The 22,337-nt window shown below is 69.3% G+C and carries 20 protein-coding genes; 6 read left to right on the top strand and 14 right to left on the bottom strand.

All coding sequences use genetic code 11. The features are described 5' to 3' along the window. Positions 1-48 precede the first annotated feature (48 nt). The 4 genes from AC3WQY_RS00700 to AC3WQY_RS00685 are packed head-to-tail and all read right to left on the bottom strand — an operon-like array spanning position 49 to position 3,333. A complete protein-coding gene (locus AC3WQY_RS00700) occupies positions 49-945 on the bottom strand; it encodes an SDR family oxidoreductase (protein ID WP_492705002.1) in 897 nt (298 codons plus the stop codon). Beyond that, positions 942-1,883 carry a glutathione S-transferase family protein gene (locus AC3WQY_RS00695; protein ID WP_492705000.1) on the bottom strand — a complete coding sequence of 314 codons (942 nt, stop codon included), beginning with the start codon at positions 1,881-1,883 and terminating at the stop codon, positions 942-944. The genes AC3WQY_RS00700 and AC3WQY_RS00695 overlap by 4 nt, the downstream gene beginning before the upstream one ends. Next, entirely contained in the window at positions 1,880-2,314 is a 435-nt protein-coding gene (locus AC3WQY_RS00690; protein WP_285232983.1) for a GNAT family N-acetyltransferase, read from the bottom strand. The genes AC3WQY_RS00695 and AC3WQY_RS00690 overlap by 4 nt, the downstream gene beginning before the upstream one ends. After that, positions 2,314-3,333 carry an NADP-dependent oxidoreductase gene (locus AC3WQY_RS00685; RefSeq protein WP_492704997.1) on the bottom strand — a complete coding sequence of 340 codons (1,020 nt, stop codon included), beginning with the start codon at positions 3,331-3,333 and terminating at the stop codon, positions 2,314-2,316. The genes AC3WQY_RS00690 and AC3WQY_RS00685 overlap by 1 nt, the downstream gene beginning before the upstream one ends. Before the next feature lie 248 nt (positions 3,334-3,581). Between AC3WQY_RS00685 and AC3WQY_RS00680 the strand changes: the two genes are divergently transcribed. Then, complete coding sequence (locus AC3WQY_RS00680) at positions 3,582-5,150, top strand: methyl-accepting chemotaxis protein (protein ID WP_492704995.1); 1,569 nt, start codon at positions 3,582-3,584, stop codon at positions 5,148-5,150. On the opposite strand, the gene AC3WQY_RS00675 is transcribed toward AC3WQY_RS00680, so the two are convergent. From AC3WQY_RS00675 to AC3WQY_RS00635, 9 genes are read right to left on the bottom strand one after another with little or no spacing between them, the layout of a single operon-like run. Continuing rightward, positions 5,122-5,607: a PaaI family thioesterase gene (locus tag AC3WQY_RS00675; RefSeq protein WP_285232987.1), complete on the bottom strand. Its 486-nt coding sequence runs from the start codon at positions 5,605-5,607 to the stop codon at positions 5,122-5,124. The two genes, AC3WQY_RS00680 and AC3WQY_RS00675, sit on opposite strands and share 29 nt — an antisense overlap. Positions 5,608-5,612: 5 nt before the next feature. Then, positions 5,613-6,407: an SDR family oxidoreductase gene (locus tag AC3WQY_RS00670; RefSeq protein WP_285232989.1), complete on the bottom strand. Its 795-nt coding sequence runs from the start codon at positions 6,405-6,407 to the stop codon at positions 5,613-5,615. 18 nt (positions 6,408-6,425) lie between these two features. Continuing rightward, positions 6,426-8,240, bottom strand: a complete 1,815-nt coding sequence (locus AC3WQY_RS00665) for an acyl-CoA dehydrogenase (RefSeq protein WP_492704992.1) — start codon at positions 8,238-8,240, stop codon at positions 6,426-6,428. Positions 8,241-8,268: 28 nt separating this feature from the next. After that, positions 8,269-8,688: a PaaI family thioesterase gene (locus AC3WQY_RS00660; protein ID WP_492704990.1), complete on the bottom strand. Its 420-nt coding sequence runs from the start codon at positions 8,686-8,688 to the stop codon at positions 8,269-8,271. A 4-nt stretch (positions 8,689-8,692) separates the two neighbouring features. After that, positions 8,693-9,109, bottom strand: coding sequence for a PaaI family thioesterase (locus AC3WQY_RS00655; RefSeq protein WP_285232992.1), 417 nt, complete (start codon positions 9,107-9,109; stop codon positions 8,693-8,695). 16 nt (positions 9,110-9,125) lie between these two features. Further along, on the bottom strand, positions 9,126-9,989 hold the full coding sequence (locus AC3WQY_RS00650; protein ID WP_492704987.1) for an SEL1-like repeat protein: 864 nt from the start codon (positions 9,987-9,989) through the stop codon (positions 9,126-9,128). Between the two features lie 7 nt (positions 9,990-9,996). Next, the gene (locus AC3WQY_RS00645) at positions 9,997-11,172 is read right to left on the bottom strand and encodes an acetyl-CoA C-acyltransferase (RefSeq protein ID WP_492704985.1); all 1,176 of its coding nucleotides are present in this window, start codon (positions 11,170-11,172) and stop codon (positions 9,997-9,999) included. 31 nt (positions 11,173-11,203) lie between these two features. After that, the gene (locus AC3WQY_RS00640; RefSeq protein ID WP_492704983.1) at positions 11,204-12,688 is read right to left on the bottom strand and encodes a M20 family peptidase; all 1,485 of its coding nucleotides are present in this window, start codon (positions 12,686-12,688) and stop codon (positions 11,204-11,206) included. 5 nt (positions 12,689-12,693) lie between these two features. Beyond that, the gene (locus AC3WQY_RS00635; RefSeq protein WP_492704981.1) at positions 12,694-14,790 is read right to left on the bottom strand and encodes a 3-hydroxyacyl-CoA dehydrogenase NAD-binding domain-containing protein; all 2,097 of its coding nucleotides are present in this window, start codon (positions 14,788-14,790) and stop codon (positions 12,694-12,696) included. Positions 14,791-14,978: 188 nt separating this feature from the next. Between AC3WQY_RS00635 and AC3WQY_RS00630 the strand changes: the two genes are divergently transcribed. The 5 genes from AC3WQY_RS00630 (at position 14,979) to AC3WQY_RS00610 (ending at position 19,860) form a co-directional block, all read left to right on the top strand. After that, a complete protein-coding gene (locus AC3WQY_RS00630; protein WP_492704979.1) occupies positions 14,979-16,742 on the top strand; it encodes a GGDEF domain-containing protein in 1,764 nt (587 codons plus the stop codon). 169 nt (positions 16,743-16,911) lie between these two features. Further along, positions 16,912-17,328, top strand: coding sequence for a hypothetical protein (locus tag AC3WQY_RS00625; RefSeq protein WP_492704977.1), 417 nt, complete (start codon positions 16,912-16,914; stop codon positions 17,326-17,328). 24 nt (positions 17,329-17,352) lie between these two features. After that, a complete protein-coding gene (locus tag AC3WQY_RS00620) occupies positions 17,353-17,808 on the top strand; it encodes a GNAT family N-acetyltransferase (RefSeq protein WP_492704975.1) in 456 nt (151 codons plus the stop codon). After that, positions 17,805-19,049: an esterase/lipase family protein gene (locus AC3WQY_RS00615; RefSeq protein WP_492704973.1), complete on the top strand. Its 1,245-nt coding sequence runs from the start codon at positions 17,805-17,807 to the stop codon at positions 19,047-19,049. The genes AC3WQY_RS00620 and AC3WQY_RS00615 overlap by 4 nt, the downstream gene beginning before the upstream one ends. Before the next feature lie 52 nt (positions 19,050-19,101). Further along, the gene (locus tag AC3WQY_RS00610; RefSeq protein WP_492704970.1) at positions 19,102-19,860 is read left to right on the top strand and encodes a substrate-binding periplasmic protein; all 759 of its coding nucleotides are present in this window, start codon (positions 19,102-19,104) and stop codon (positions 19,858-19,860) included. Between the two features lie 9 nt (positions 19,861-19,869). Here the strand turns inward: AC3WQY_RS00610 and AC3WQY_RS00605 are convergent, their stop codons facing one another. Next, positions 19,870-22,320, bottom strand: coding sequence for a Lon protease family protein (locus AC3WQY_RS00605; protein ID WP_492704968.1), 2,451 nt, complete (start codon positions 22,318-22,320; stop codon positions 19,870-19,872). Positions 22,321-22,337: the final 17 nt, after the last annotated feature.

Genomic DNA, 22,337 nt, shown 5'->3' with positions numbered 1-22,337 from the left:
ACTGGTCGCGAGTGTGCCAGATCGGCCCGTTCGGGCCGATCTACCGGATCAGACGGCCTTGAGCGCCTCGCGCAGCTTCTGCCCCAGCTCCGGCTTGTCCTTGAAGGGATCGCTGGGGTTGCGCAGCTGCATCACGTCTTCCAGGCGGGTCTGCACGCCGGCCAGCGAGTGCGGATGGCTGAAGACATAGAACTGCTCGTGATCCATGGCATCGAACACCATGGCCGCGACCTGGGCGGCGGTGAACTTGCCGGCGTTGACCGCCTTGTCGCTCATGGCCTGGCCGATCAGCTGGCTCCGGGTGGGGCGGCTGCCGGCCATCTCGGCGGGGCGGTTGCGATGGCTTTGCGCAATGCCGGTGGGCACGAAGAAGGGGCACAGCACCGAACAGTGGATCTGCTCGGTCACCAGGGCCAGGTCTTGATAGAGCGTCTCGCTCAAGGCGACCACCGCGTGCTTGGAGACGTTGTAGACGCCCATGTTCGGCGCGTTGAGCATGCCGGCCATCGAGGCGGTGTTGACGATATGCCCTTGATAGCCCGGGTCGGCCTCGGCGGCCGCCAGCATCATGGGCGTGAACAGGCGCACGCCATGCACCACGCCCATCAGGTTGACGCCCAGCACCCATTCCCAGTCGGCCAGGCTGTTCTCCCAGACCAGGCCGCCGGAGCCGACGCCGGCGTTGTTGAAGACGAAATGCGGCGCGCCGAAGCGCTGCTGCACCGCCGCCGCCAGCGCCTCCATCTCCGCGGCCTTGCTCACATCCACCCGCATGGCCAGCAGGGCGTGGCCGTCGAACTCGGCCGCGGCCCGCTCCAGCGCATCGGCCTGTACATCGCACAGCACCAGATTCATGCCGCGCTGGGCGGCCAGGCGCGCCACTTCCAGGCCGAAGCCCGAGCCCGCACCGGTGATCACCGCCGTCTTGCCTTGATAGTTCTTCATGATGCTTGGTCCTCGTCCTTGCGCAGGGCGTAGCCGATGCGCGGGAAATGCACATGCAGCAGGCCGGCACGGGCGTCGCTGCGTTCGATGATGATGCGTTCGTGGCTGAGCCCCACCAGGCGGCCTTGCACCGGGTCGCTGGCGTAGTCGGTGGCCGACACCTGGACCGGCGCGCCGGCGGCAAAGCCCTGCTCGGGCTGCACCGTCACGGCCTCGTGCCGGCCGGCCTCGCGGGCGATGGCGAGCGCCGCCTCGCTGTCCAGCTTCTCGTGCCGGCCATGGCCAAAGGCCGCAACGCGCTTGAACCAGTCGGCCAGCGCCGCATACGGCGCCAGGATGGCGTCCACCGGCGGCGCACGCCGGATGTACCAGAGGCTCTGCGCCACCGAGAAGTCCGCCACCGAGGGCTCGGCGCCGAGCAGGAAGGCACGGCCGTCCTTGAGCAACAAGCTCTCCAGCCAGCCCAAGTAGCTCTGCAGCGCGGCGGCCGCATCACGCGCGCTCGGGCGCTTCATGCCGGCCGTCATGGCGGCGCGGTCGGCCGCGAAGGCCTGCAGGAATTCGGGCGGCGCGCCGGCAAAGATGGCGGCGGCGCCGGCCGGTTGCATGGTGTAGGGGATGGCGGCCCAGAACAGGTCGGAGTCGGCCCATTGCGCGAGCAGCGGGGCCATGCCGGCGGCCGCCACCGGATACAGCGTGGGCGCGGGATGGCGCGCCTCGATCACCTGGCACATCAGCGCGCTGTCGCAGTAGATGTCGGCCCCGATCTGCAGAAAGGGCGTGCGCCGGTAGCCGCCGGTGAGCGCCACCACGTCGGGTTTGGGCAGCATCACCGGCACCGTGACGCTCTGCCAGGCCAGGCCCTTGTAGCCCAGCACCAGCCGCATCTTCTCGGAGAAGGGCGAACCGGCGTAATGGTGCAGTATCAATTCGCTCATGAGACCTCCTGCCGCATGTCGATATGGGGGATGCCGTCCTCGTCGTAGACCGCCGAGACCGGCGCAAAACCCAGGCTGGCATAAAAGCCCTGCAGATAGGCCTGGGCCTGCAGGCTCACCGCCTGGCCCGGCCAGCGCCGCGCGCATTCGGCCAGGGCCTGCTGCATCAGCGCGCGCCCCTGGCCCTGGCCGCGCGCCTGCGGCGCGGTCAGCACACGGCCGATCTTGGGCCCGTCCAGCAGGCGCGCATAGGCGAGCAGCCGGCCGTCCTCGGCCAGGCCCAGCAGATGCCAGGCCTGCAGATCCTGGCCATCGGGGTCCAGATAGACGCAGGCCTGCTCGACCACGAACACCTCGGACCGCAGGCGCAGCACCGCGTAGAGGGTGCGTGCGTCCAGCTCGTCCAGGCGTGCACAGCGCCAGCTCAGCATCAGATCAGCTTGACGATCTGCTTGCCGAAGTTCTTGCCCTTGAGCAGGCCCAGGAAGGCCTCGGGCGCGCTGGCGATGCCTTCGGCCACGCTCTCGCGGTACTTGAGCTTGCCGGTGGCCACCAGGGTGCCCAGCTCCTTGAGCGCCTCGGGCCAGACCTCCATGTGCTCGGAGACGATGAAGCCCTCGATCTTCATGCGGTTCACCAGGATCAGCTGGGGCGCGCTCATCGGGATGGGCTCGCCGTTGTAGCCGGAAATCATGCCGCACATGGCGACACGGCTGAAGGCATTGGCGCGCAGCAGCACGGCGTCGAGGATCATGCCGCCGACATTCTCGAAATAGCCGTCGATGCCGTTCGGGCAGGCGGCCTTGAGTGCGGCCGAGAGCGACTTCACGTCCGGGTGGGCCTTGTAGTCGATGCAGGCATCGAAGCCCAGTTCCTCGACCACGTAGCGGCATTTGTCGGCGCCACCGGCGATGCCGACGGCACGCGCGCCGCGCACCTTGGCAAGCTGGCCCACCGCACCGCCGACGGCGCCGCTGGCGGCGCTCACCACCACCGTCTCGCCCGGCTTGGGGTTGATGATCTTGACCAGGCCGTACCAGGCCGTCACGCCCGGCATGCCCACCGCGCCCAGATAGGCCGAGAGCGGGATATGGCTGGTGTCGACCTTCTGCAGCACGCCGCGCTGGCTGGCATCGACGAGCTGGTACTCCTGCCAGCCGCCCATGCCCACCACCTTGTCGCCCGGCTTGAAGTTGGCATTGAGCGACTCCACCACCTCGCCCACGGTGCCGCCCAGCATCACCTCGCCCAGCGGCTGGGGTTGGGCATAGCTCTTGCCGTCGTTCATGCGGCCGCGCATATAGGGGTCCAGGCTCAGGTAATGGTTGCGCACCAGCACCTGGCCCTCGGTCAGCGCCGGCACGGCGGCCTCGACCAGCTTGAAGTTCTCGGCCGTGGGCTCACCCTGCGGGCGCGAGGCCAAATGAATCTGATGGTTGATGCGGCTCATGGGCTAGAACTCCTGGTGAACAAAACACGATGCCGCGATTGAATCACGCGCGCCGGAGCGGCAAAGTCCCATGGGCGACAAAAAAGCACGACCGTTCTAAAACAGCCGGGAACGGCAATCGGCCACGGCGAGCGCGCAATCAAACCCGCCAAAAAGGCCTTGATCCTCTCGCATTGCCGCCCTCGCTGAGGTGGAATACAAGACTGACCGGGCCCGCGCCCGGCCACAGCAACAAGGAGCACCGGGAAATGCAGTTATCCGATTACAAGATCTCCATCAAGCTGGTCGCGAGCTTTCTCGCCGTGGCCCTGATCGGCGCCGCGACGGGCAGCTTTGCCGTCTACAACATGAACCGCATCAACGATGCCGACAGCGATCTCTACGACCACGAGACCATCGGTCTGTCGCTGGTGAAGGAAGCCAATGTCGAGCGCCTCAAGGGCGTGGTGGCGCTGCGCGACGCCATCCTGGCCACCGATGGCCAGGAGCGCGAGAGCTACCTCAAGTCGGCCCAGGGCAGCCGCGATCTGGCCCTGAGCCTGATCGAGCAGGCCGGCGAGCATGTGCGCAACGACAAGGCCAAGCAAAGCCTGGCGCAGCTGCAAAGCGATTGGGGCAAGGACAAGGCCAGCACCGAGGGCCTGATCCAGCGCATCGCCAAGGCCGACCTCAACACCTCCAACGACACCCTCAAATTCCTCAAGAGCGAGTACGCGCCCAACAGCGTCGCCGTCGGCAAGGCGATGAGCCAGCTCTCGCAGCTCAAGGAGGGCGACGCCAAGGACATCTCCGACGCCAACGACGCGCTCTACACCAGCAGCCGCAACATCACCTTCGTGCTGATCGTGCTGGGCGTGGTGGCCGGCGTGGCGCTGGGCCTGGCCATCAGCCGCCATGTGACCCGGCCGCTGGAAGAGGCGGTGCGCGCGGCGCAGCGCATGAGCGAGGGCGACATGACCCAGAGCCTGCGCAGCGGCGGCAAGGACGAGACCTCGCAGCTGCTGCAGGCGCTCGAGACCATGCGTCAGCGCCTGCGCGACATCGTCGCCACGGTGCGCGGCAATTCCGAGAGCGTGGCCACCGCCAGCGCCGAGATCGCCCAGGGCAATTCGGACCTGAGCCAGCGCACCGAGGAGCAGGCCAGCGCGCTGGAGGAAACCGCCGCCACCATGGACCAGCTGGGCGCCACGGTGCGCAACAACGCCGACAGTGCCCAGCAGGCCAATCAGCTGGCCCTGGGCGCCTCCGATGTGGCGGCGCGCGGCGGCGAGGTGGTGGCCCAGGTGGTGCAGACCATGGGCGGCATCAACGAGAGCTCACGCAAGATTGCCGACATCATCACGGTGATCGACGGCATCGCCTTCCAGACCAATATCCTGGCGCTGAACGCGGCGGTGGAAGCCGCGCGCGCCGGCGAGCAGGGGCGTGGCTTCGCGGTGGTGGCCTCCGAGGTGCGCAGCCTGGCCCAGCGCAGCGCCGAAGCGGCGAAGGAAATCAAGTCGCTGATCGGCGCCAGCGTCGAACGCGTGGAGCAGGGCAATGCCCAGGTGGCGCGCGCGGGCGAGACCATGGAAGAAGTGGTCAACGCGATCAAGCGCGTCACCGACATCGTCGGCGAGATCAGCTCGGCCAGCCGCGAGCAGAGCTCGGGGGTCTCTCAGGTGGGCGAGGCCATCACCCAGATGGACAAGGTCACGCAGCAGAACGCCGCCCTGGTGGAACAGAGTGCCGCCGCGGCCGAAAGCCTGAAGCAGCAGGCCGAGGAGCTGGTGAGCGTGGTGTCGGTGTTCAAGCTGGATGCTCACCACCATCACTGAGCGACTCTGAGCGCTGCAGCGGCTTGAGCGCCCTGCCCCGCCCCGGCAGCGCCTTCAGGTATTTGAAGGTGGCGGTGGCATGGGCGCAGAGCTTGCCGTCCTCGCCCAGCACCGAGCCTTCGCAGAAGGCCATGGTGGTGGAGCGGTGCAGGAGCTTGCCGATGGCGCGCAGCTCGCCCTCGCCGGGGCGCATGAAGCTGGTCTTCATCTCGATCGTCACCACGCCCGGGCCGAAGCCCGGTTGATCGCGGTGGATGCTGCGCGCGGCATGCGCCATGGCCACGTCCAGCAGCGTCATCAGCACGCCGCCATGCGCCACCTCCCAGGAGTTGAGGTGGCCCTCCTTCAGGTCCACACGCAACTCCGCCACCCCCTCGCCCATGCTGTGCAGCTCGAAGCCGAGCTGCTCGACAAAGGGAATGTGGACGGGGAAGGACAGCTTGGTCTTGCTCGACATCGATCTCAGGCTCCGTGAATGGCGGAGACGCCGCCATCCACGGCCAGGATCTGGCCGGTGATGTGTTTGCCCGCCCTGGAGGCGAACAGCAGGGCGGCGCCCTTCAGGTCCTCATCATCGCCGATGCGATTGAGCGGCGCCTTGGCCGCCATGTTCTCTTCGCCCAGGGCGGCCAGCAGGCCCTTGGTCATCTTGCTGGGGAAGAAGCCCGGCGCCAGGGCGTTCACCGTGATGCCGTAGGGGCCCCATTCGCCCGCCAGCGCGCGCGTGAAGTTCACCGCCGCGCCCTTGCTGGTGTTGTAGGCCAGGGTCTTCATCGCCGGGGTATTGCCCGCCAGCCCGGCGATCGAGGCGACGTTGATGATGCGGCCGTAGCGGCGCGGAATCATGCTGCGCTTGCCGACCTCCTGGCTCATCACGAACAGGCTGCGGATGTTCAGGTTCATGACCTTGTCCCAGGCCTCGACGGGATGGTCCTCGGCCGGTGCACCCCAGGTGGCGCCGGCGTTGTTCACCAGGATATCGATCTGGCCCAGGCGCTCGAGCGTCTGCGTGACCACGCCGCGCGCCTGCGCCTCGTCGGCCGCGTCGGCGGCGATCCAGCGCGCATCGATGCCGCGCGCCTGCAGGTGCGCCACGGCCTCTTCCAGATCGCTGGCCTTGCGCGAGCTCAGCATGATCTTGGCGCCGGCCTCGCCCAGGGCTTCCGCAATCTGCAGGCCCAGGCCGCGCGAGCCGCCGGTCACCAGCGCCACCTGGCCGCTGAGGTCAAACAGTTCCTGTACTTTGGTATTGCTCATCATCGTCTCCGTTGTGTCTTAGAACCACGCGTCCTGCATGTCACGCGCGACGGGCTCGCGGCTCGCCGCCACCGCCAGCCAGGCGCCGATCTTGGGCAGCTCGTAGGTAAAGAAGTAGCGTTGCGCGGCCTGCTTGCCACGCGCGAAGTCACTCTCGCCCTGGGCCGCCAGCACCACGTCCAGCCACAGCCAGGCCAGCACCACATGGCCGAAGGCCTGCATATAGGGCGTGGCATTGGCGAGCGCCTCTTCGGGATTGCCGGTGGACCAGGCTGCCTTGGTGGCCTTGCCCACCTGGGCCAGCGCCGCGGCGAGCTCGTTGGCATGTTGGGCAAGAGCTGGCACCTGGACTGCCGCCTGCACCGTCTCGTTGATGCGCCCGGCCAGCGCCAGCAGGGCGCTGCCGCCGTTCATCACCACCTTGCGGCCCAACAGGTCCAGGCCCTGGATGCCATGCGTGCCCTCGTGGATCATGTTGAGGCGGTTGTCGCGCCAGTACTGCTCCACCGGGAAGTCGCGCGTGTAGCCGTAGCCGCCCAGCACCTGGATGGCGAGGCTGTTGGCCTCCAGGCACCATTCGCTGGGCCAGCTCTTGGCGATCGGGATCAGCACCTCCAGCAGCAGGCCGGCGGCCGCCGCCTGCGCGGGCGTGCCGCTGTGCTGCTCGTCCACCAGGCGGGCGCAGAACAGCTCCAGCGCCAGCGCCCCCTCCACATAGCTCTTCTGCGCCAGCAGCATGCGCTTGACGTCGGCATGCTCGATGATGGGCCGCTGCGGCGCGGCGGCATCCTTGCCGGCGGCCGTCATGGGTCGGCCCTGCGGCCGCTGGCGCGCGTACTCGAGGCTGGCCTCGTAGCCGGCATAACCCAGCATGGTGGCGCCCAGGCCCACGCCGATGCGCGCCTCGTTCATCATGTGGAACATGCACTTCAGGCCCTCGCCGGGCCGGCCCACCAGATAGCCGATCGCGCCGCCCTGCCCGCGCGGCTGGAAACGGCCCTCGCCGAAGTTCAAGAGGCAGTTGGTGGTGCCGCGGTAGCCCAGCTTGTGGTTGAGGCCGGCCAGCGCCACGTCGTTGCGCTCGCCGGTCAGCTCGGCGCGCTCGTTCACCAGATGCTTGGGGCAGATGAACAGCGAGATGCCGCGCGTGCCGGGGATGGTCTTGCCATCCGGCCCGGGGATCTTGGCCAGCACCAGGTGCACGATGTTCTCGCTGATCTCGTGCTCGCCGGCCGAGATCCACATCTTGTTGCCCTTGAGGCGGTAGCGCGGGCCCAGCGGGTCGGCCTCGAAGCCTTCGCCATCGGGCTCGGCGCGCGTGGCCACGTCCGACAGCGAGGAGCCCGCCTGCGGCTCCGACAGGCACATGGTGCCGAACCAGCGCCCGGCGAACTCGTTCTTCGCGAACACTTCCTGCTGCAGCGGCGTGCCATGCGCCATCAGCAGATTGGCATTGCCGTTGGTGAGCATCACATAGCCACCCATGGCGATATTGGCCTTGCTGAAGAAGGCATTGGCCGCCATCTCGATCACGCAGGGCAGCTGCATGCCGCCGAGCTCGTAGTCCTGCGCCGCCGCCAGCATGCCGGATTCCACATAGGCGGCCAGCGCCGCGTGGGTGGACTCGGGCAGGTGCACGCGCTCGCCATCGAAGTGCGGCTCCTGCGTATCGGCCAGGCGGTTGAAGGGCGCGAACTTTTCGCGCGCGATCTTCTCGCAGGTGTCCAGCACCGCCGCAAAGGTCTCGGCGCTGTGCTCGGCGAAGCGTTCGCGCTGGGTCAGCTCGCTGACCTTGAGCCAGTCGTGCAAGAGGAATTCCAGGGTCTGGCGCAAGGCGCTCTCCTCGATGAATGGGGGATGACTAGATCTTCACGACGGCCATGGTGGCCGAGAGCCGCGCCACCAGCTGCGACTCACCGTCGGCGTCGCAAAACACGTCGGCCTCGGTGAACATGAGCTGGCGGCCGGGCTTGATGACGCGCGCCTCGCAGCGCAAGACCTGACCCTTGGCGCCGCGCAGCAGGCTCAGCTTGAGCTCGGCCGTCACCGTCATATGGCCCTCGGGCACCAGGGTCTGGGCGGCACCGCCGGCGCTGTGATCGGCCAGGGTGGTCATCACGCCCGCATGCACCACGCCGCTGTGCTGCAGATGGCGCGGCTCGATGCGCAGGCGGCTGTGGCACAGGCCGGCGCCCACCTCGGTGAGCTCGGCGCCCAGGTCCGCCACAAAGGGCGCGGCGCGGAAGATGCGCTGATACTGGGCCAGGCGTTCGTCGCTCATGGCTTCAGCCCAGCTTGACGATGGTGCCCTGCGCCAGCGCGCAGAGCTTCTCCGCCCCGTCCGCGACGGCATAGACCTCGCAGCGGCAGACCGCCTGGGTCTTGCTGACATGCACCGCCTCGGCGCGCGCGATCAGGCGCTCGCCCAGGCCGGGCCGCAGATAGTTGATCTTGAACTCGGATGTCACCACCGGCACCTGCATGGCGGTGCCGCCGGCATAGGTCAGGGCGTTGTCGGCCAGGTAGCTGATCACGCCGCCATGGGCAAAGCCGTTCTGCTGCTTGAGCTGCTCGCGCAGCGCGAGCTGCAGTTCGGCACGCCCGGGCGCCAGCGCGCTGAGCTCGGCGCCCAGCAGCTGGCTGAAGGCCTGCTGGGCCAGCACCTCGCGGCCCATGTTCAGAAAGACTTGCGGGTCCACCATCGCCACTCACCTTGCTTCAATGACTGCGCATGCCGTCCACGCGCAGACGGATGCGCCAGCCGGCATCCACCTGGGCCGGCCGCGGGAAGCGCACCAGTGCATCGCGCGCCACGCGCTCCACCTGGGTCGCCAGCTCGCCTCGGGCCACCTCGGCCTGCTTGGCGCGCAGCTGATCGGCCGAGGGGTCGTTGGCATAACCCTGCATCTGCATGGAGCCGCCGGCCTGGGTGATGCGCGCGCGCAGCTCCTTGCCCTCCTGCTGCAGCTGCGCATAGGCGACGTTGAGCTTGCCCTGCGCCGGCTGGTAGTCCAGCGCGACGCCGTCGCCGGCGTCCTCGGCGGCCTGGATGGCGAAGTCGGCGTCCAGCACGGCCAGCAGGCCGCTGACATGCACGCAGGCATCCAGCTGGCCCGCGGGCCAGGCCGTCAGCACCTTGGCAAAGGCCTCGGCGTCAGCGCGCGAGCCGGGCGCAACGACACAGGCCGCCGGCAGCGGCAAGCCGGCCTGCAGGGCCCACCAGAGCGCCGCGCCCTTGTCCGGGCCGGCCGCCGGCGAGGCGTAGAGCGCCGTCAGGCGCGCGCGCGCGCCCACGCCCCCGAGGTCCGCGGCGCGCATATACAGGCGCACCGCACGCTCGAGATTGGGCTTCAGGCACAGGCCCTGCTCGAACATCGCGCCGCCCAGCATCAAGGCCTCGGCCGTGCCGCCCGCCAGGGCCTGGTTCAGCTCGCGCACCGCGGCCACGCAGTCCTTGGCCTCGATGGCCTTGACCACGGCGCGCGTGGCGTCGGGCGACGCGGCGGCCTGCGCCGGGATCAGGGCGGCGGTCAGCGACAGGGCACAGGCAAGGCGAGCAAGTTGGCGGGCAGCAGATTTCATTTTGAGTTCAGAGGACTTCGAAGACACCGGCGGCACCCATGCCGCCACCGATGCACATCGTCACACAAACTCGCTTGGCGCCACGGCGCTTGCCCTCGATGAGCGCATGGCCGGTGAGGCGCTGGCCCGACACGCCATAGGGGTGGCCCACCGCGATGGCGCCGCCGTTGACGTTCAGGCGGTCCATCGGGATGCCCAGGGTGTCGGCGCAGTACAGCACCTGCACGGCAAAGGCCTCGTTGAGTTCCCAGAGGTCGATGTCGGCCACCGTCAGGCCCAGCTTCTTCAGCACCTTGGGCACCGCGAACACCGGGCCGATGCCCATTTCGTCGGGCTCGCAGCCAGCCACCGCAAAGCCCAGGAAGCGACCCAGGGGCTTGAGGTTGTGGCGCTGGGCGTAGTCCTCGCTCACCACCACGCAGGCGCCGGCGCCGTCGGAGAACTGGCTGGCATTGCCGGCCGTGACCACGCCGCCGGGCATGGCCGGACGGATGTTCTTGACGGCGTCATAGGTGGTGCCCTCGCGCAGACCCTCGTCGGCGCTCACCGTCACCTGCCTGGTGGTCAGGCCCATGACCTTGTCGGCCACGCCGGCCGTCACCGTGATGGGCGCGATCTCGTCGGCGAACTTGCCGGCGGCCTGGGCCGCGCAGGCCTTCTGCTGGCTCTCGGCACCGTAATGGTCCATGCGCTCCTTGGCGATCTGGTAGCGCTGCGCCACCGTCTCGGCCGTCTGCAGCATGCTGAAATAGATCTCGGGCTTGTTCTTGGCATGCCAGCTGTCTTCCAGCATGTGGCGGTTCATTTCCTGCTGCACGCAGGAAATGCTCTCCACGCCGCCGGCCACGTAGACGTCGCCCTCGCCGGCGATGATGCGCTGCGAGGCCATCGCGATGGTCTGCAGGCCGCTGGAGCAGAAGCGGTTGATGGTGACGCCGCTGACCGTGATGGGCAGGCCGGCACGCAGCGCGATCTGGCGCGCGATATTGGCGCCGGTCGCACCTTCCGGGTTGGCGCAGCCCATCAGCACATCCTCGATGTGCGCGGCCTCGATGCCGGCGCGCTCGACGGCGGCCTTGACCGCATGGCCGCCCAGGGTGGCGCCGTGGGTCATGTTGAAGGCGCCCTTCCAGCTCTTGGCCAGGGGGGTGCGGGCGGTGGAAACAATGACGGCCTTGCTCATGGTGCTACCTCGTTGAATGGCTGGATGTTCATTACCTGGCGGCTTCGCTCACCAGGCGGTGATAGAAGCGGATCATTTCCGCCACGTTGGCGGTGGCGATGCGTTCGTTGGTGCCGTGAAAACGGCTCAGGTCCTCGGGCTTGGCGCGCACCGGCGAGAACCTGAAGATGTGCTCGGAGATGGCGGCGAAGTGGCGCGAATCGGTGGCGCCGGTCATCAGGCCCGGTGCCACCAGGGTGCCCGGGAAGACCTCGCGCAGCGTGGTGGCCACGCGCCGGTAGGCCGCGCTGTCGGTGGGCGAGACGGGCGAAGGCTCGGACGAGCCCGGCAGGGTGTAGAGCTCGAACTTGTCGGCGCCCTGCGGCGGCAGGCTGGCCTTCACATGCTCCAGCAGCTGGGCCTGGCTGTCGCCCGGCAGCAGGCGGAAGTTCACCGTCGCCTGGGCCTCGCCGGGCAGCACGTTGTCCTTGTTGCCGGCATTGACGATGGTCAGCGCGGTGGTGGTGCGCATCAAGGCATTGGTCGAGCCGGCCTGCTCCAGCTGCCGCGCGACGATGGGCCCGAACAGCCAGAGATTGGACAGGGCGACGCGGCTGAAGCCCTGCATCTCAGGCGCGATCACGTCGAACATCTCGCGTGCGATGCCGCGCACACCGCCGGGCAGCTGGTCGTCGTCCAGGCGCTTGAGCGCGGCGCTCATCATCGCGATCGCACTCGTGCCCTTGGGCGGCGGCATGCTGGAATGGCCCGGCGTGGCCGGCACCTTCAGCACCACCGACATATAGCCCTTCTCGGCAATGCCGATCAGCGCCGCCGGCTTGTCCAGGCCCTTCAGGATGCCCTCGGTGATGAGCAGGCCCTCGTCGATGACGAAGTCCAGCTTCACGCCGCGCTGCTGCAGCAGCTTGGCGATCTCGGCCGCGCCATGCAGGCCGCCCACTTCCTCGTCGGCACCAAACGCCAGGTAGATGGTGCGGCGCGGCTTGAAGCCGCTCGCGGCCAGCATCTCCACCGCCTCCATCTGCGCGATCAGATTGCTCTTGTTGTCCCAAGCGCCGCGGCCCCAGACAAAGCCATCCTTCAGCGTGCCGGCGAAAGGCTGCTCGCTCCAGCGGCCTTCGGTGCCGGGGGCGATCGGCACCACGTCCTGGTGCGCCAGCATCAGCATCGGCGCGGCCTGAGCGTCGCTGCCCTGCCAGCGGTAGAGCAGGCTGTGGCCGCCCACCAGCTCGCGCTGCAGCAGCGCATGGGCCTTGGGATAGTCGCGCTGCAGCTGCTCGTGCAGGGCCAGGAACTGATCGCGGTTGAGCTCGGGCTGATCGTGCGAGGAGACGGTGCGCAGCCGTATCGCCGCGGCCAGGCGCTGGGCCGCGCCGGCCTCGTCCACCGCCAGCACCGGCAGCGGCGCCACCTCGATCTGGCGCGAGCCCTTGCGCCAGGTGTTGATGGCCACGGCGGCCACCAGCACCAGCAATGCCGCGAGCAGCGCCAGCAGGATTCGCTTGACGACGAGCATGCGGCTCACTCGTTAAAGCCCTTGCCCTGCTCCACCAGGCGCGCCAGCAGCGGCGCCGGCTGCCAGAACTTGCCATCGTCCAGCGGGTTCTTGGCAAAGCGCTTCATCGCCTGCACGACGTTGAAGAGGCCCACCGTGTCGGCATAGCACATCGGGCCGCCGCGCCACAGCGGGAAGCCATAGCCGGTGAGGTAGACCATGTCCACGTCCGAGGCGCGCTGCGCAATGCCCTCTTCCAGCAGGTGCGCGGCCTCGTTGACGAGGGCGAACACCAGGCGCTGCACGATCTCCTCGTCGCTGATCTGGCGCGGCGTGATGCCCAGGGCCGCACGGTGCTTCTCCAGCATTTCCACCACCACCGGCGAGGGGATGGCGTCGCGCTTGCCCGGCACATAGTCGTACCAGCCGGCACCGGTCTTCTGGCCATAGCGGCCCAGCTCGCAGAGGCGGTCGGCGCTGGCCGAGTAGCGCAGCTCGGGCTTCTCCTGGTAGCGGCGCTTGCGGATCGCCCAGCCGATGTCATTGCCGGCCAGATCGCCCATGCGGAACGGGCCCATCGCGAAACCGAACTTCTCGGCCGCCTTGTCCACCTGGGCCGGCGTGCAGCCCTCGTCCAGCAGGAAGCCAGCCTGGCGGCTGTACTGCTCGATCATGCGGTTGCCGATGAAGCCATCGCACACGCCCGAGACCACCGCGGTCTTCTTGATCTTCTTGGCCAGCTGCATCACCGTGGCCAGCACGTCCTTGGCGGTGGCCGCACCGCGCACCACTTCCAGCAGGCGCATCACATTGGCGGGGCTGAAGAAGTGCATGCCCACCACGTCCTGCGGGCGTTGCGTGAAATTGGCGATCTTGTTGACGTCCAGCGTCGAGGTGTTGGAGGCCAGGATGGCACCGGGCTTCATCACCGCGTCGAGCTGCTTGAAGACCGCCTCCTTCACGCCCAGCTCCTCGAACACCGCCTCGATCACCAGATCGGCATCGCCGATGTCGGCGTAGTTGAGCGTGGTCGTCAGCAGCGCCATGCGGGCCGCGTACTTGTCTTCCTTGAGCTTGCCCTTCTTGACCTGGGCCTCGTAGTTCTTGCGGATGGTGGCGACGCCGCGGTCCAGCGCCTCCTGCTTGGTCTCCAGCATGGTCACCGGGATGCCGGCGTTCAGGAAGTTCATGCTGATGCCGCCGCCCATGGTGCCGGCGCCGATCACCGCCACCTTGGCGATGCTGCGCGTGGGCGTGCCCTCGGGCACGTCGCCGATCTTGCTGGCGGCGCGCTCGGCAAAGAAGGCGTGGCGCAGGGCCTTGGACTCGGGCGTCATCATCAGCGCCAGAAAGCCCTCGCGTTCGGCCTTCATGCCGTCCTCGAACTTCATGTTCACGGCCGCGGCCACCGCCTCCAGGCAGCGCAGCGGCGCCGGGAAGTTCTTGCTCATCGCGCCCACGGTGTTGCGGGCGAACTGGAAGAAGGCCTGGTTCTCGGGATGGCGCGCCTTCAGATCGCGCACCTTGGGCAGCGGGCGTTTGTCGGCCACCTCGGCCGCCAGGGCCAGCGCACCCGCCATCAAATCGCCCTCGACGACGCGGTCGAACAGCTTCTGGCCCGGGATCTGCGCCAGCAACTCGCTGTTGACCGGCTCGCCGCTGACGATCATGTTCAGCGCCGGCTCCACGCCCAGGGCGCGCGGCAGGCGTTGCGTGCCGCCGGCGCCGGGCAAGAGGCCCAGCTTGACCTCGGGCAGCGCAATCTTGGCGCCCGGCGACACCACGCGGTAATGGCAACCCAGGGCCAGTTCCAGGCCACCGCCCATGCAGACGGTGTGGATGGCGGCCACCACCGGCTTGCCGCAGTTCTCCACCACCGCAATCAGGCTGTGCAGGCTGGGTTCGGCGAGCGCCTTGGGGCTGCCGAATTCCTTGATGTCGGCGCCGCCCGAGAAGGCCTTGCCGGCGCCGGTGATGACGATGGCCTTGACGGCCGCATCGTTCTCGGCCCGCTCCACGCCTTCTGCGGCGGCCTTGCGGGTGGCATGACCCAGGCCGTTGACGGGCGGGTTGTCCAGGGTGATCACGGCGACCGAGCCGCGGACTTCGTAAGTGGCAGTCATTGCAAAACCCTTTGTGAATCAAGCAGCAAAAATAGAACGATCGTTCGATTCTAGGCAGAGGCTCTGGAAATTGTTTGTCTCTGTTGTGACAAGGCGCGCGGTAACACGGCGGCGCCGCCACGGCACCCGCAAAATGCCGCATGCCCTCTCTCTCGACACTTCGCGTTTACCCTTGCATAACACAAAGAATGCGCACCCTGACGCACACCAGCCTGGCCTTGCTGGCCCTGCTGATGTTGGGTGCCAAGCAGCCCGATGCCGCACCGCCGAGCCAGCGCCTGCAGGCCCTGGCCGAGCATTGCTGGGCCGATGCCGTGGCCCAGCCCGAGGCCGCGCTGCGGGCGCTGGACCCCGCCATCGCCGAGAGCGCCCTGCTGGGCCTGGCGCGCACCCATGCCGAGCTGCGCCTGTGCCGTGGCTATGCGCAGGAGCAGCTGCAGCGGCCCGTGCCGGCGCTGCAGGACTATGAGTTCGGCGTCGCCGAGGGCCAGCGCCTGAACGCCGCCGCCCTGCTGGCCGACGCGCTCTCGCTGCGCGGCGAGGCGCGCTATCTGCAGGGCCTCTACAGCCAGGCCCTCACCGACCTGAAGCGCGCCTACGAGATCAATGTGACGCTCAAGCGTGCCGCGCAGCAGAACTACGCGCTCAACGCGATCGCCAATCTCTACGCCGATGCCAATGTGGGCGATTACGACCGCGCCATCGACTATTACCGCCAGCTGCTCAAGCGCCACGAGGCCGACGGCGCGCAGCAGGAGATCGCCACCGCCCACTACAACCTGGGCAGCACGCTGGAGCGCAAGCAGGACTATGCGGCGGCGCTGGAGGAGTTCCGCCAGGCCGAGGCGCTGGAGCGCCGCCGCCAGCAGCCGCTGGAGGCCGCCTATGTGCAGCGCTCCATCGGTACCGTGCTGGGCAAGCTGGGCCGGGCCGCCGAGGCCCTGCCCATCCTCGAGCAGGCGCTCAAGGTCTTCGAGGCCGCCGGCCATGCCGACCGCGCCGCCCAGACCCGGCTCTCGCATGCGGTGGTGCTGCGCCAGCTGGGCCGGCTGCGCGAGGCGCTGGCCGAGCTGGAACAGGTGCGCGAGTATTTCGAACGCGAGCGCAGCGATCGCTTCCTCGAGAAGATCCACGACGAGCGCGCGCTCACGCTCAGCGGCCTGGGCGAATGGCCGCGCGCGCTGCGGGCGCGCGAGCAGCAGCTGGCCCTGGTGCGCCGCCTGGCCGAGCAGGCCAAGAGCCAGCAGACCTCGCGCCTGCGCGTCGAGTTCGACAGCGCCCGCAAGGAACAGGAGAACCGCGAGCTCAACGCGGAGAACCTGCTGCGCAGCCAGGCCCTGGCCAGCGCGCAGGCGATCCAGCATCTGCAGCTGACGGCGCTGGCGCTGGGCACCGTGGCCCTGCTGGCCCTGGTGGCGCTGGGGCTGCGCCAACGCAGCCATGCCCTGCGCATGCGCACCCTGGCCATGACCGACGAGCTGACGCGGCTGCCGAATCGCCGCCATCTGCAGATGCTGGCCGAGGCGCAGCTGGCCGCGGCCCAGGACGGCGGCACGCCGCTGGCCGTGCTGGCGCTGGACATCGACCACTTCAAGCGCATCAACGACCAGCATGGTCACGACGCCGGCGACCAGGTGCTGCGCCGTGTCGCCGCGGCCGCCCAGGCGGTGCTGCGCCGCAACGATGTGCTGGGGCGCACCGGCGGCGAGGAATTCGTGGCCCTGCTGCCCGGCGCGAGCGCCGAGGTGGCCATGGAGGTGGCCGAGCGCATGCGCGCCGCCGTCGCGGCCCTGCAGATGGACGAGATCGCGCCCGGCCTGCGCGCCAGCATCAGCCTGGGGGTGAGCCCCTGCCAGGCCGGCGAGCGCGCCCTGCACCCGGTGCTCAAGCGCGCCGATGCCGCGCTCTACCGCGCCAAGGCGGCGGGGCGCAATATGGTGGTGCTGGCGTGATGCGCCGGAACGCGTTTAGAATCGCGCCCTGACGGGCCTTGCGCCCCTCGCCGCCGATTTACCAACTACTTGCGGGCGGACTACAAATACGGCTAAAGCGTTGCGGCTCCGAACAGCCCCGGGCCGGCAAACGCCGGTGACACCTGGGCCTTTCGGAGCTTTTTCATTCATGCACGGACTTGCCAGCTTTGACCGCCTGCTGACGCGCGGCCGAACCGACAACCTCGCGCCCGGCGCCCCAAGCCCATCGCGCCAGCTCATCAGCCCCGCGGGTGACGCCGTCGCCCGCCTGCCCTTCCCCTGCGCACCCGACGCCATCCTGCGCGCCGCGCACCGCATCGCCGCCGACGACTGGCTGGGCGTGATCGCCGACGACGGCCGCCAGACCGGGCTGGCCTGCCCCTGGCGCCTGGCGCTGCTGCGCGCCGACCGCCATGGCCAGCCGCGCCTGAGCCGCGACGCCGGCCCCTTGTGGCTGAGCGCCGCGCTGCCGGCCCGGCCGGGCCTGCGCCCGCAGGCGCTGCGGCAGCACCTGCAGGTGCTGGCCCTGCAGTCGCTGTGGCAGGCCGGCTGGCGGCTGGCATAACAAGGCTTCGGGCATGATGGCCACATGCCCACCATGAAGACCCTGCTGCGCCCGGCCACGGCGGCCGACCTGCCCGCCATCTGGGCGGTGCGCTACGCCGTCACCGAGAACACCCTTCCGCGCGGCATCATTCCCGACGAGGAAGTGCGCCTGGCCATCGAGGAGCGCGGCCGCGGCTGGGTGATCGAGGAGGTCGACGCCTTCGGTCGGCGCCTGGTGGCCTTCGGCATCGTGCATGCGGACGACGGCTGCGTCTGGGCCCTGTTCGTGCATCCGCAGGCGCATGGGCGCGGCTACGGCCGGCGCCTGATGGCCGAGATGACCGGCTGGCTGTGGGCGCAGGGCCTGCAGACCCTGTGGCTTACCACCGGCGCCGGCACGCGTGCCGAGGCCTTCTACCGGCGCCTGGGCTGGCGCTGCAGCGGCAGCACGCCCAAGGGCGAGCTGCGCTTCGAACTGCAACGCGAGGCCCAGCCATGAAGAAGCCGCCCACCGACCATGCGCTGCGCCACCTGCGCGCCAGCGATCTGCGCGCGGCGGCCCAGCTCGCCACCCAGGCCACCGCCAGCGTGGCGCGCATGGCCGAGGGCGTGCATCAATCGGTCTGGCAGACCCTGGGCGCGCCGGGCGGCAAGCGCGCCGAGCAGGCGCGCGGCATCACCGGCCTAGTCTACCAATGCGTGCAGGGCGTCAACGCCCTGGTGGGCAAGGGCTTGGACGGCGCCCTGCGCGCGCTGCAGCCGCTGTTCGAGCGCATCGACCAGTCCCGCCCCGACAGCCCCGAGCGCGCCGCGGTGCTGGCCGCGCTCAACGGCGTGATGGGCGACCACCTGCGCGCCAGCGGCAATCCGCTCGCCCTCGACATGACGCTGCGCTGCCAGGGTCAGGTCTTGACGATGGAAAACCTGCCCACCGTGCTGGCGGCGGCCGGGCCGGTGACGGCCAAGCCCCTGCTCTTCATCCACGGCCTGTGCATGAACGAACTGCAATGGGGCGGGCAGCATGCGCGGGCCCTGGCCGCGCTGGGCTACACGCCCGTCTACCTGCGCTACAACACCGGCCTGCACACCTCGCAGAACGGCCGCGAACTCGCCGCCCTGCTGGACCAGCTGCTGCGCGCCTGGCCGCAGCCGCTGCAGGCGCTGGACTGCGTGGTGCACAGCATGGGCGGCCTGGTGCTGCGCAGCGCGCTGCAGATCGCGCAGGCAAGCAAGCTGCCCTGGGCCGCGCTGGTGCGGCGCATCGCCTTCCTCGGCACCCCCCACCATGGCGCGCCGCTGGAGCGCGCCGGCAACTGGGTGGACGTGCTGCTGGGCAGCACGCCCTGGTCGCGCCCGCTCGCCAGGCTGGGGCAGCTGCGCAGCGCCGGCATCACCGACCTGCGCTACGGGCTGGTGCAGGATGCCGACTGGCAGGGCCGCGACCGCTTCCGCCGCCAGCCCGACCAGCGCCAGCACCTGCCCCTGCCCGTGGGCATCGCCTGCTACACCCTCGCCGCCACGCTGGCGCCGCAGCGCGGCCTGCTGGCCGACCGCCTGCTGGGCGACGGCCTGGTGCCGCTGCGCAGCGCCTTGGGCCAGCATGACGAGCCCGCGCGCTGCCTGGACTTCGCGCCGGCGCGCCAGGCCATCCTCTACCGCACCGGCCACATGGCCCTGCTCGACACCCCCGCGGTGACGCAACAGCTGCTGGCCTGGTTCGAGCCTCAAGAGCCGCCATGAGGGGATGAGGCGGGTGCAATAATCCCAGCCCTGGACTTTGACTGAAGCCTCTATGCCACGCAGCTGGGCCCTTGCTGCCATCCTGGTGCTCGCTGCAGGCGCGGCGGGCGCCCATGCCCTCAAGGTCTGCATCCCCTCCAACCCCTTCCCGCCGATCAGCTTCCCGGACCATGAGGGTCAGGGCCAATGGCTGGTGCGCAAGGCGGTGGAACGCCAGGGCGGCACGGTCAGCTACGAGGCCGTGCCCTGGCCGCGCTGCGTCAAGGGCGTGCAGACCGGCGACTACGACGCCGCCATCCCGCCCACCGTGACCCTGGCCGCCAGCATCGCGCTGCCGATGCGCGACGAGAAGACCGTGGACGACGCCAAGGCCCTGGGCAACACGAATATGGTGGTGCTGCGCCGGCTGGGCAGCAAGCCCGGCTGGGACGGCAGGAGCTTCAGCGGCCTGAGCACGCCGGTGATCTTCAACCGCGGCATCGTCTCGATCCGCGACAAGCTGGCCGCCCTGGGCGTGGCCGGCGACGAGGGCGCGCAGCCGAACGAGTCGATGCTGCAGAAGCTGCTGCGCGGCCGCGGCGAGCTGCTCATCATGAACGGCAACGCCGCCCTGGTGGAGCTGGCCGAGGCCGAATACGCGGGCAAGCTGGAGATCCTGCCCGAGCCCTTCATCGTCATGACCGGGCACCTGGGTTTCAACAAGAGCTACTACCTCGCCAACCGCGCCTTCGTCGAGGCGGTCTGGAGCGGCATCGCGCGGCTGCGCAACTCGGCCGAGTGGCAGAGCGTGGCGCCGGCGCTGGCGAAGTAGCGGCCGGCCTCAGCCGCGCTGGCGCGGCTCGCCATGGCGCCGGCCGAAGGGGCGCAGGGAGCGGCCCGCCGCGCGAGCCGGCGGCTCGCAGGCATGGCGGTAATCCTGCAGCGTCTTCTGCGCCCGGCCCAGCACGCTGTCGGGCGCATAGCCATGCGGGCCCAGCGTGCCGAAAGCCTGGCCGCTGAGCAGCTCCATGCCCTCGCTGGCCAGCTCGGCCGTATAGATGTGGAAGCGCCCCGCGGCCACCGCGTCGACCAGGCGCGGCGCCAGCATCAGGTGGCGGCGGTTGCGGTGCGGAATCAGCACGCCCTGCTGGCCATCCAGGCCCAGCAGCTCGCAGCTGCGGAAATAGCCCTCGATCTTCTCGTTGATGCCGCCCACCGGCAGCATCTCGCCATGCTGGTTGAGCGCGCCCGTCACCGCGATGCCCTGGCGCAGCGGCAGGCCCGCGAGGGCCGAGAGCAAGGCATAGAACTCGGCACAGGAGGCCGAGTCGCCCTCCACGCCGTTGTACTCCTGCTCGAACACCACCGCGGCGTTCAGCGCCAGCGGCGTGATATGCGCGAACAGCCCGGCCAGGTGGCTGTGCAGGATCAGCACGCCCTTGTCGTGGATGGGGCCCGACATCTCGACCTCGCGCTCGATATTCAGCAAGCCCTCCTCGCCCGCATGGGTGGAGGCGGTGACGCGCACCGGGAAGCCGAACTGGTAGTCGCCCAGGTCCACCACCGTGAGGCCGTTGACCTGGCCGACACGCGTGCCGGCCACCGCCAGCAGGCGCTCGCCATCGGTGATCGATTCCTGCAGGCGCTGCTCGGGGTAGTCGTGCCGATGCTGGCGCGCCGCCAGCGCCGCCTGCACATCCTCGCTCGCCACCAGGGCCGCGTCGCGCGCGCGCGCCACCGCCGCGGCCTCCATCAGCAGGCCGGCGCTGTGCGCGAAGATGGCGCTCTGGCGCGCCTGGTCCTCGGCCTCGCGGTGCGTCTGCTCGATCAGGGCCGCCACCGCCGGCGCACTGAAATGCGGCAGGCCCAGCTTGCGGCAGCTGTGCGCCACGAAGATCGCGGTGGCGCGCCGCGCCTCGGGCGTGGCGGCAAAGCTCTCGGCGAAATCAACCTTGCAGCGGAAGCGCCGCGCGAAGTCCGGGTCGCCCTCCTGCACCAGGTAGAAGTCTTCCACCGAGGCGATCAGCACCAGCTTGACATCCACGTCCACCGGCTCGGGCTGCAGCGAGACCGCGCCGATCGGCGCCAGCGCCATGCCGGCCTCCTCGATCTGCAGCCGGCCGCTGCGCAGGAAACGGCGCAGCTTCTCCCACACCGCCTCGTCGGTGAGCAGGTCGCGCAAATGCAGCATCAGAAAGCCACCATGCGCCTTCAGCAGGCTGCCGGCGCGGATGCGCGAAAAATCGGTCACCAGCAGGTCGCGCTCGGCCTCGTACTCGATGCTGCCGAACAGCGAGCGGAACACCGGGTTGTCGTCGCTGATGACCGGGGCGCCGCTGCTGCCATGGTGGTCCACCACCAGGTTGACGCGCAGGCGCGCGAGCAGCTCGGCCAGCGCCGCGGCACGGCCCTCGTCGGGCTCCTCGCCCTGCTGGAACAGCGCCAGGCTGGCCAGCACCTCCTGCAGGGCGCGATCCAGATAAAGCCCTAGCTTGACGGCATCCTTGATCTGCTTGCGCAGCCGGTTGCGGATCTGCTGCAGCGCATGGTCCAGCATGGGCTTGAGCAGCTGGCGCCGCAGCGCCGCCAGCTGCTCCAGCATCAATAACTCCTTGGCACGGGTGAGCTCCAGAAAGCGGCCGATCTGCTTGCGCAACTCCTCCTCGGCGGCGTCGCAGGCGCTGCGCTGCGCCGGCGTCAGCGTCATCGCCTTGGCGGCGGTGAGCGGCTCGCCCGCCTCGTCGCGCTGGGTGAAGACCATGCGGCCCTGCTCGCGCATCAGGCCGAAGTTGCGCGCCTCGGCAAAGGCGCTGAGCTCGGCATAGGCGGCCGACTCCTCGGCCTTGTAAGCGCCCTCCAGGCGCTCGCAGCCGGCGCGCACATCGGCGTCCATCAGGCGCTTGGGGATCTCGCTCTGCAGGGTCTTGGCAAACTCGGCCATCAGCTGGCGCAGCAGCCGCCCCTCGCCGGCCGGCAGGCGCAGGGCGAGCGGATGCTCGGGCACCTCGAAGTTATGCAGATAGCAGAGGTCGGGCGGCACCGGCCGCAGCAAGGCCTCCTGCTTCATCATCTCCAGCAGCAGCGAGCTGCGGCCGCTGCCCACCTCGCCCAGCACGAACAGGTGGTAGTCGGGTTGCTGCATGCGCAGGCCGAAGCGCGCCGCCTGCTCGGCGCGCTCCTGGCCTATCCAGGGCAGGGCCTGGTCGAGCAGCTCGGAGGTATCGGCAAAGTCCAGCGTGGCGGGGTCGACCGTGAGGCGCAGCTCGGCGGCGGAGAGTTTGGCAATGCTCATGCGGCGATTGTGCGCCG

The sequence above is a fragment of the Roseateles sp. FW301-B2 genome (assembly GCF_058788955.1).
This window is presented reverse-complemented; position numbering and strand designations above follow the sequence as displayed.

What these genes read in the sequence shown, in the direction of transcription:
- AC3WQY_RS00700 (WP_492705002.1), bottom strand. Translation starts at nt 945, where the DNA reads ATGAAGAACTATCAAGGCAAGACGGCGGTGATCACCGGTGCGGGCTCG.
- AC3WQY_RS00695 (WP_492705000.1), bottom strand. Translation starts at nt 1,883, where the DNA reads ATGAGCGAATTGATACTGCACCATTACGCCGGTTCGCCCTTCTCCGAG.
- AC3WQY_RS00690 (WP_285232983.1), bottom strand. Translation starts at nt 2,314, where the DNA reads ATGCTGAGCTGGCGCTGTGCACGCCTGGACGAGCTGGACGCACGCACC.
- AC3WQY_RS00685 (WP_492704997.1), bottom strand. Translation starts at nt 3,333, where the DNA reads ATGAGCCGCATCAACCATCAGATTCATTTGGCCTCGCGCCCGCAGGGT.
- AC3WQY_RS00680 (WP_492704995.1), top strand. Translation starts at nt 3,582, where the DNA reads ATGCAGTTATCCGATTACAAGATCTCCATCAAGCTGGTCGCGAGCTTT.
- AC3WQY_RS00675 (WP_285232987.1), bottom strand. Translation starts at nt 5,607, where the DNA reads ATGTCGAGCAAGACCAAGCTGTCCTTCCCCGTCCACATTCCCTTTGTC.
- AC3WQY_RS00670 (WP_285232989.1), bottom strand. Translation starts at nt 6,407, where the DNA reads ATGAGCAATACCAAAGTACAGGAACTGTTTGACCTCAGCGGCCAGGTG.
- AC3WQY_RS00660 (WP_492704990.1), bottom strand. Translation starts at nt 8,688, where the DNA reads ATGAGCGACGAACGCCTGGCCCAGTATCAGCGCATCTTCCGCGCCGCG.
- AC3WQY_RS00655 (WP_285232992.1), bottom strand. Translation starts at nt 9,109, where the DNA reads ATGGTGGACCCGCAAGTCTTTCTGAACATGGGCCGCGAGGTGCTGGCC.
- AC3WQY_RS00650 (WP_492704987.1), bottom strand. Translation starts at nt 9,989, where the DNA reads ATGAAATCTGCTGCCCGCCAACTTGCTCGCCTTGCCTGTGCCCTGTCG.
- AC3WQY_RS00645 (WP_492704985.1), bottom strand. Translation starts at nt 11,172, where the DNA reads ATGAGCAAGGCCGTCATTGTTTCCACCGCCCGCACCCCCCTGGCCAAG.
- AC3WQY_RS00640 (WP_492704983.1), bottom strand. Translation starts at nt 12,688, where the DNA reads ATGCTCGTCGTCAAGCGAATCCTGCTGGCGCTGCTCGCGGCATTGCTG.
- AC3WQY_RS00635 (WP_492704981.1), bottom strand. Translation starts at nt 14,790, where the DNA reads ATGACTGCCACTTACGAAGTCCGCGGCTCGGTCGCCGTGATCACCCTG.
- AC3WQY_RS00630 (WP_492704979.1), top strand. Translation starts at nt 14,979, where the DNA reads ATGCGCACCCTGACGCACACCAGCCTGGCCTTGCTGGCCCTGCTGATG.
- AC3WQY_RS00625 (WP_492704977.1), top strand. Translation starts at nt 16,912, where the DNA reads ATGCACGGACTTGCCAGCTTTGACCGCCTGCTGACGCGCGGCCGAACC.
- AC3WQY_RS00620 (WP_492704975.1), top strand. Translation starts at nt 17,353, where the DNA reads ATGCCCACCATGAAGACCCTGCTGCGCCCGGCCACGGCGGCCGACCTG.
- AC3WQY_RS00615 (WP_492704973.1), top strand. Translation starts at nt 17,805, where the DNA reads ATGAAGAAGCCGCCCACCGACCATGCGCTGCGCCACCTGCGCGCCAGC.
- AC3WQY_RS00610 (WP_492704970.1), top strand. Translation starts at nt 19,102, where the DNA reads ATGCCACGCAGCTGGGCCCTTGCTGCCATCCTGGTGCTCGCTGCAGGC.
- AC3WQY_RS00605 (WP_492704968.1), bottom strand. Translation starts at nt 22,320, where the DNA reads ATGAGCATTGCCAAACTCTCCGCCGCCGAGCTGCGCCTCACGGTCGAC.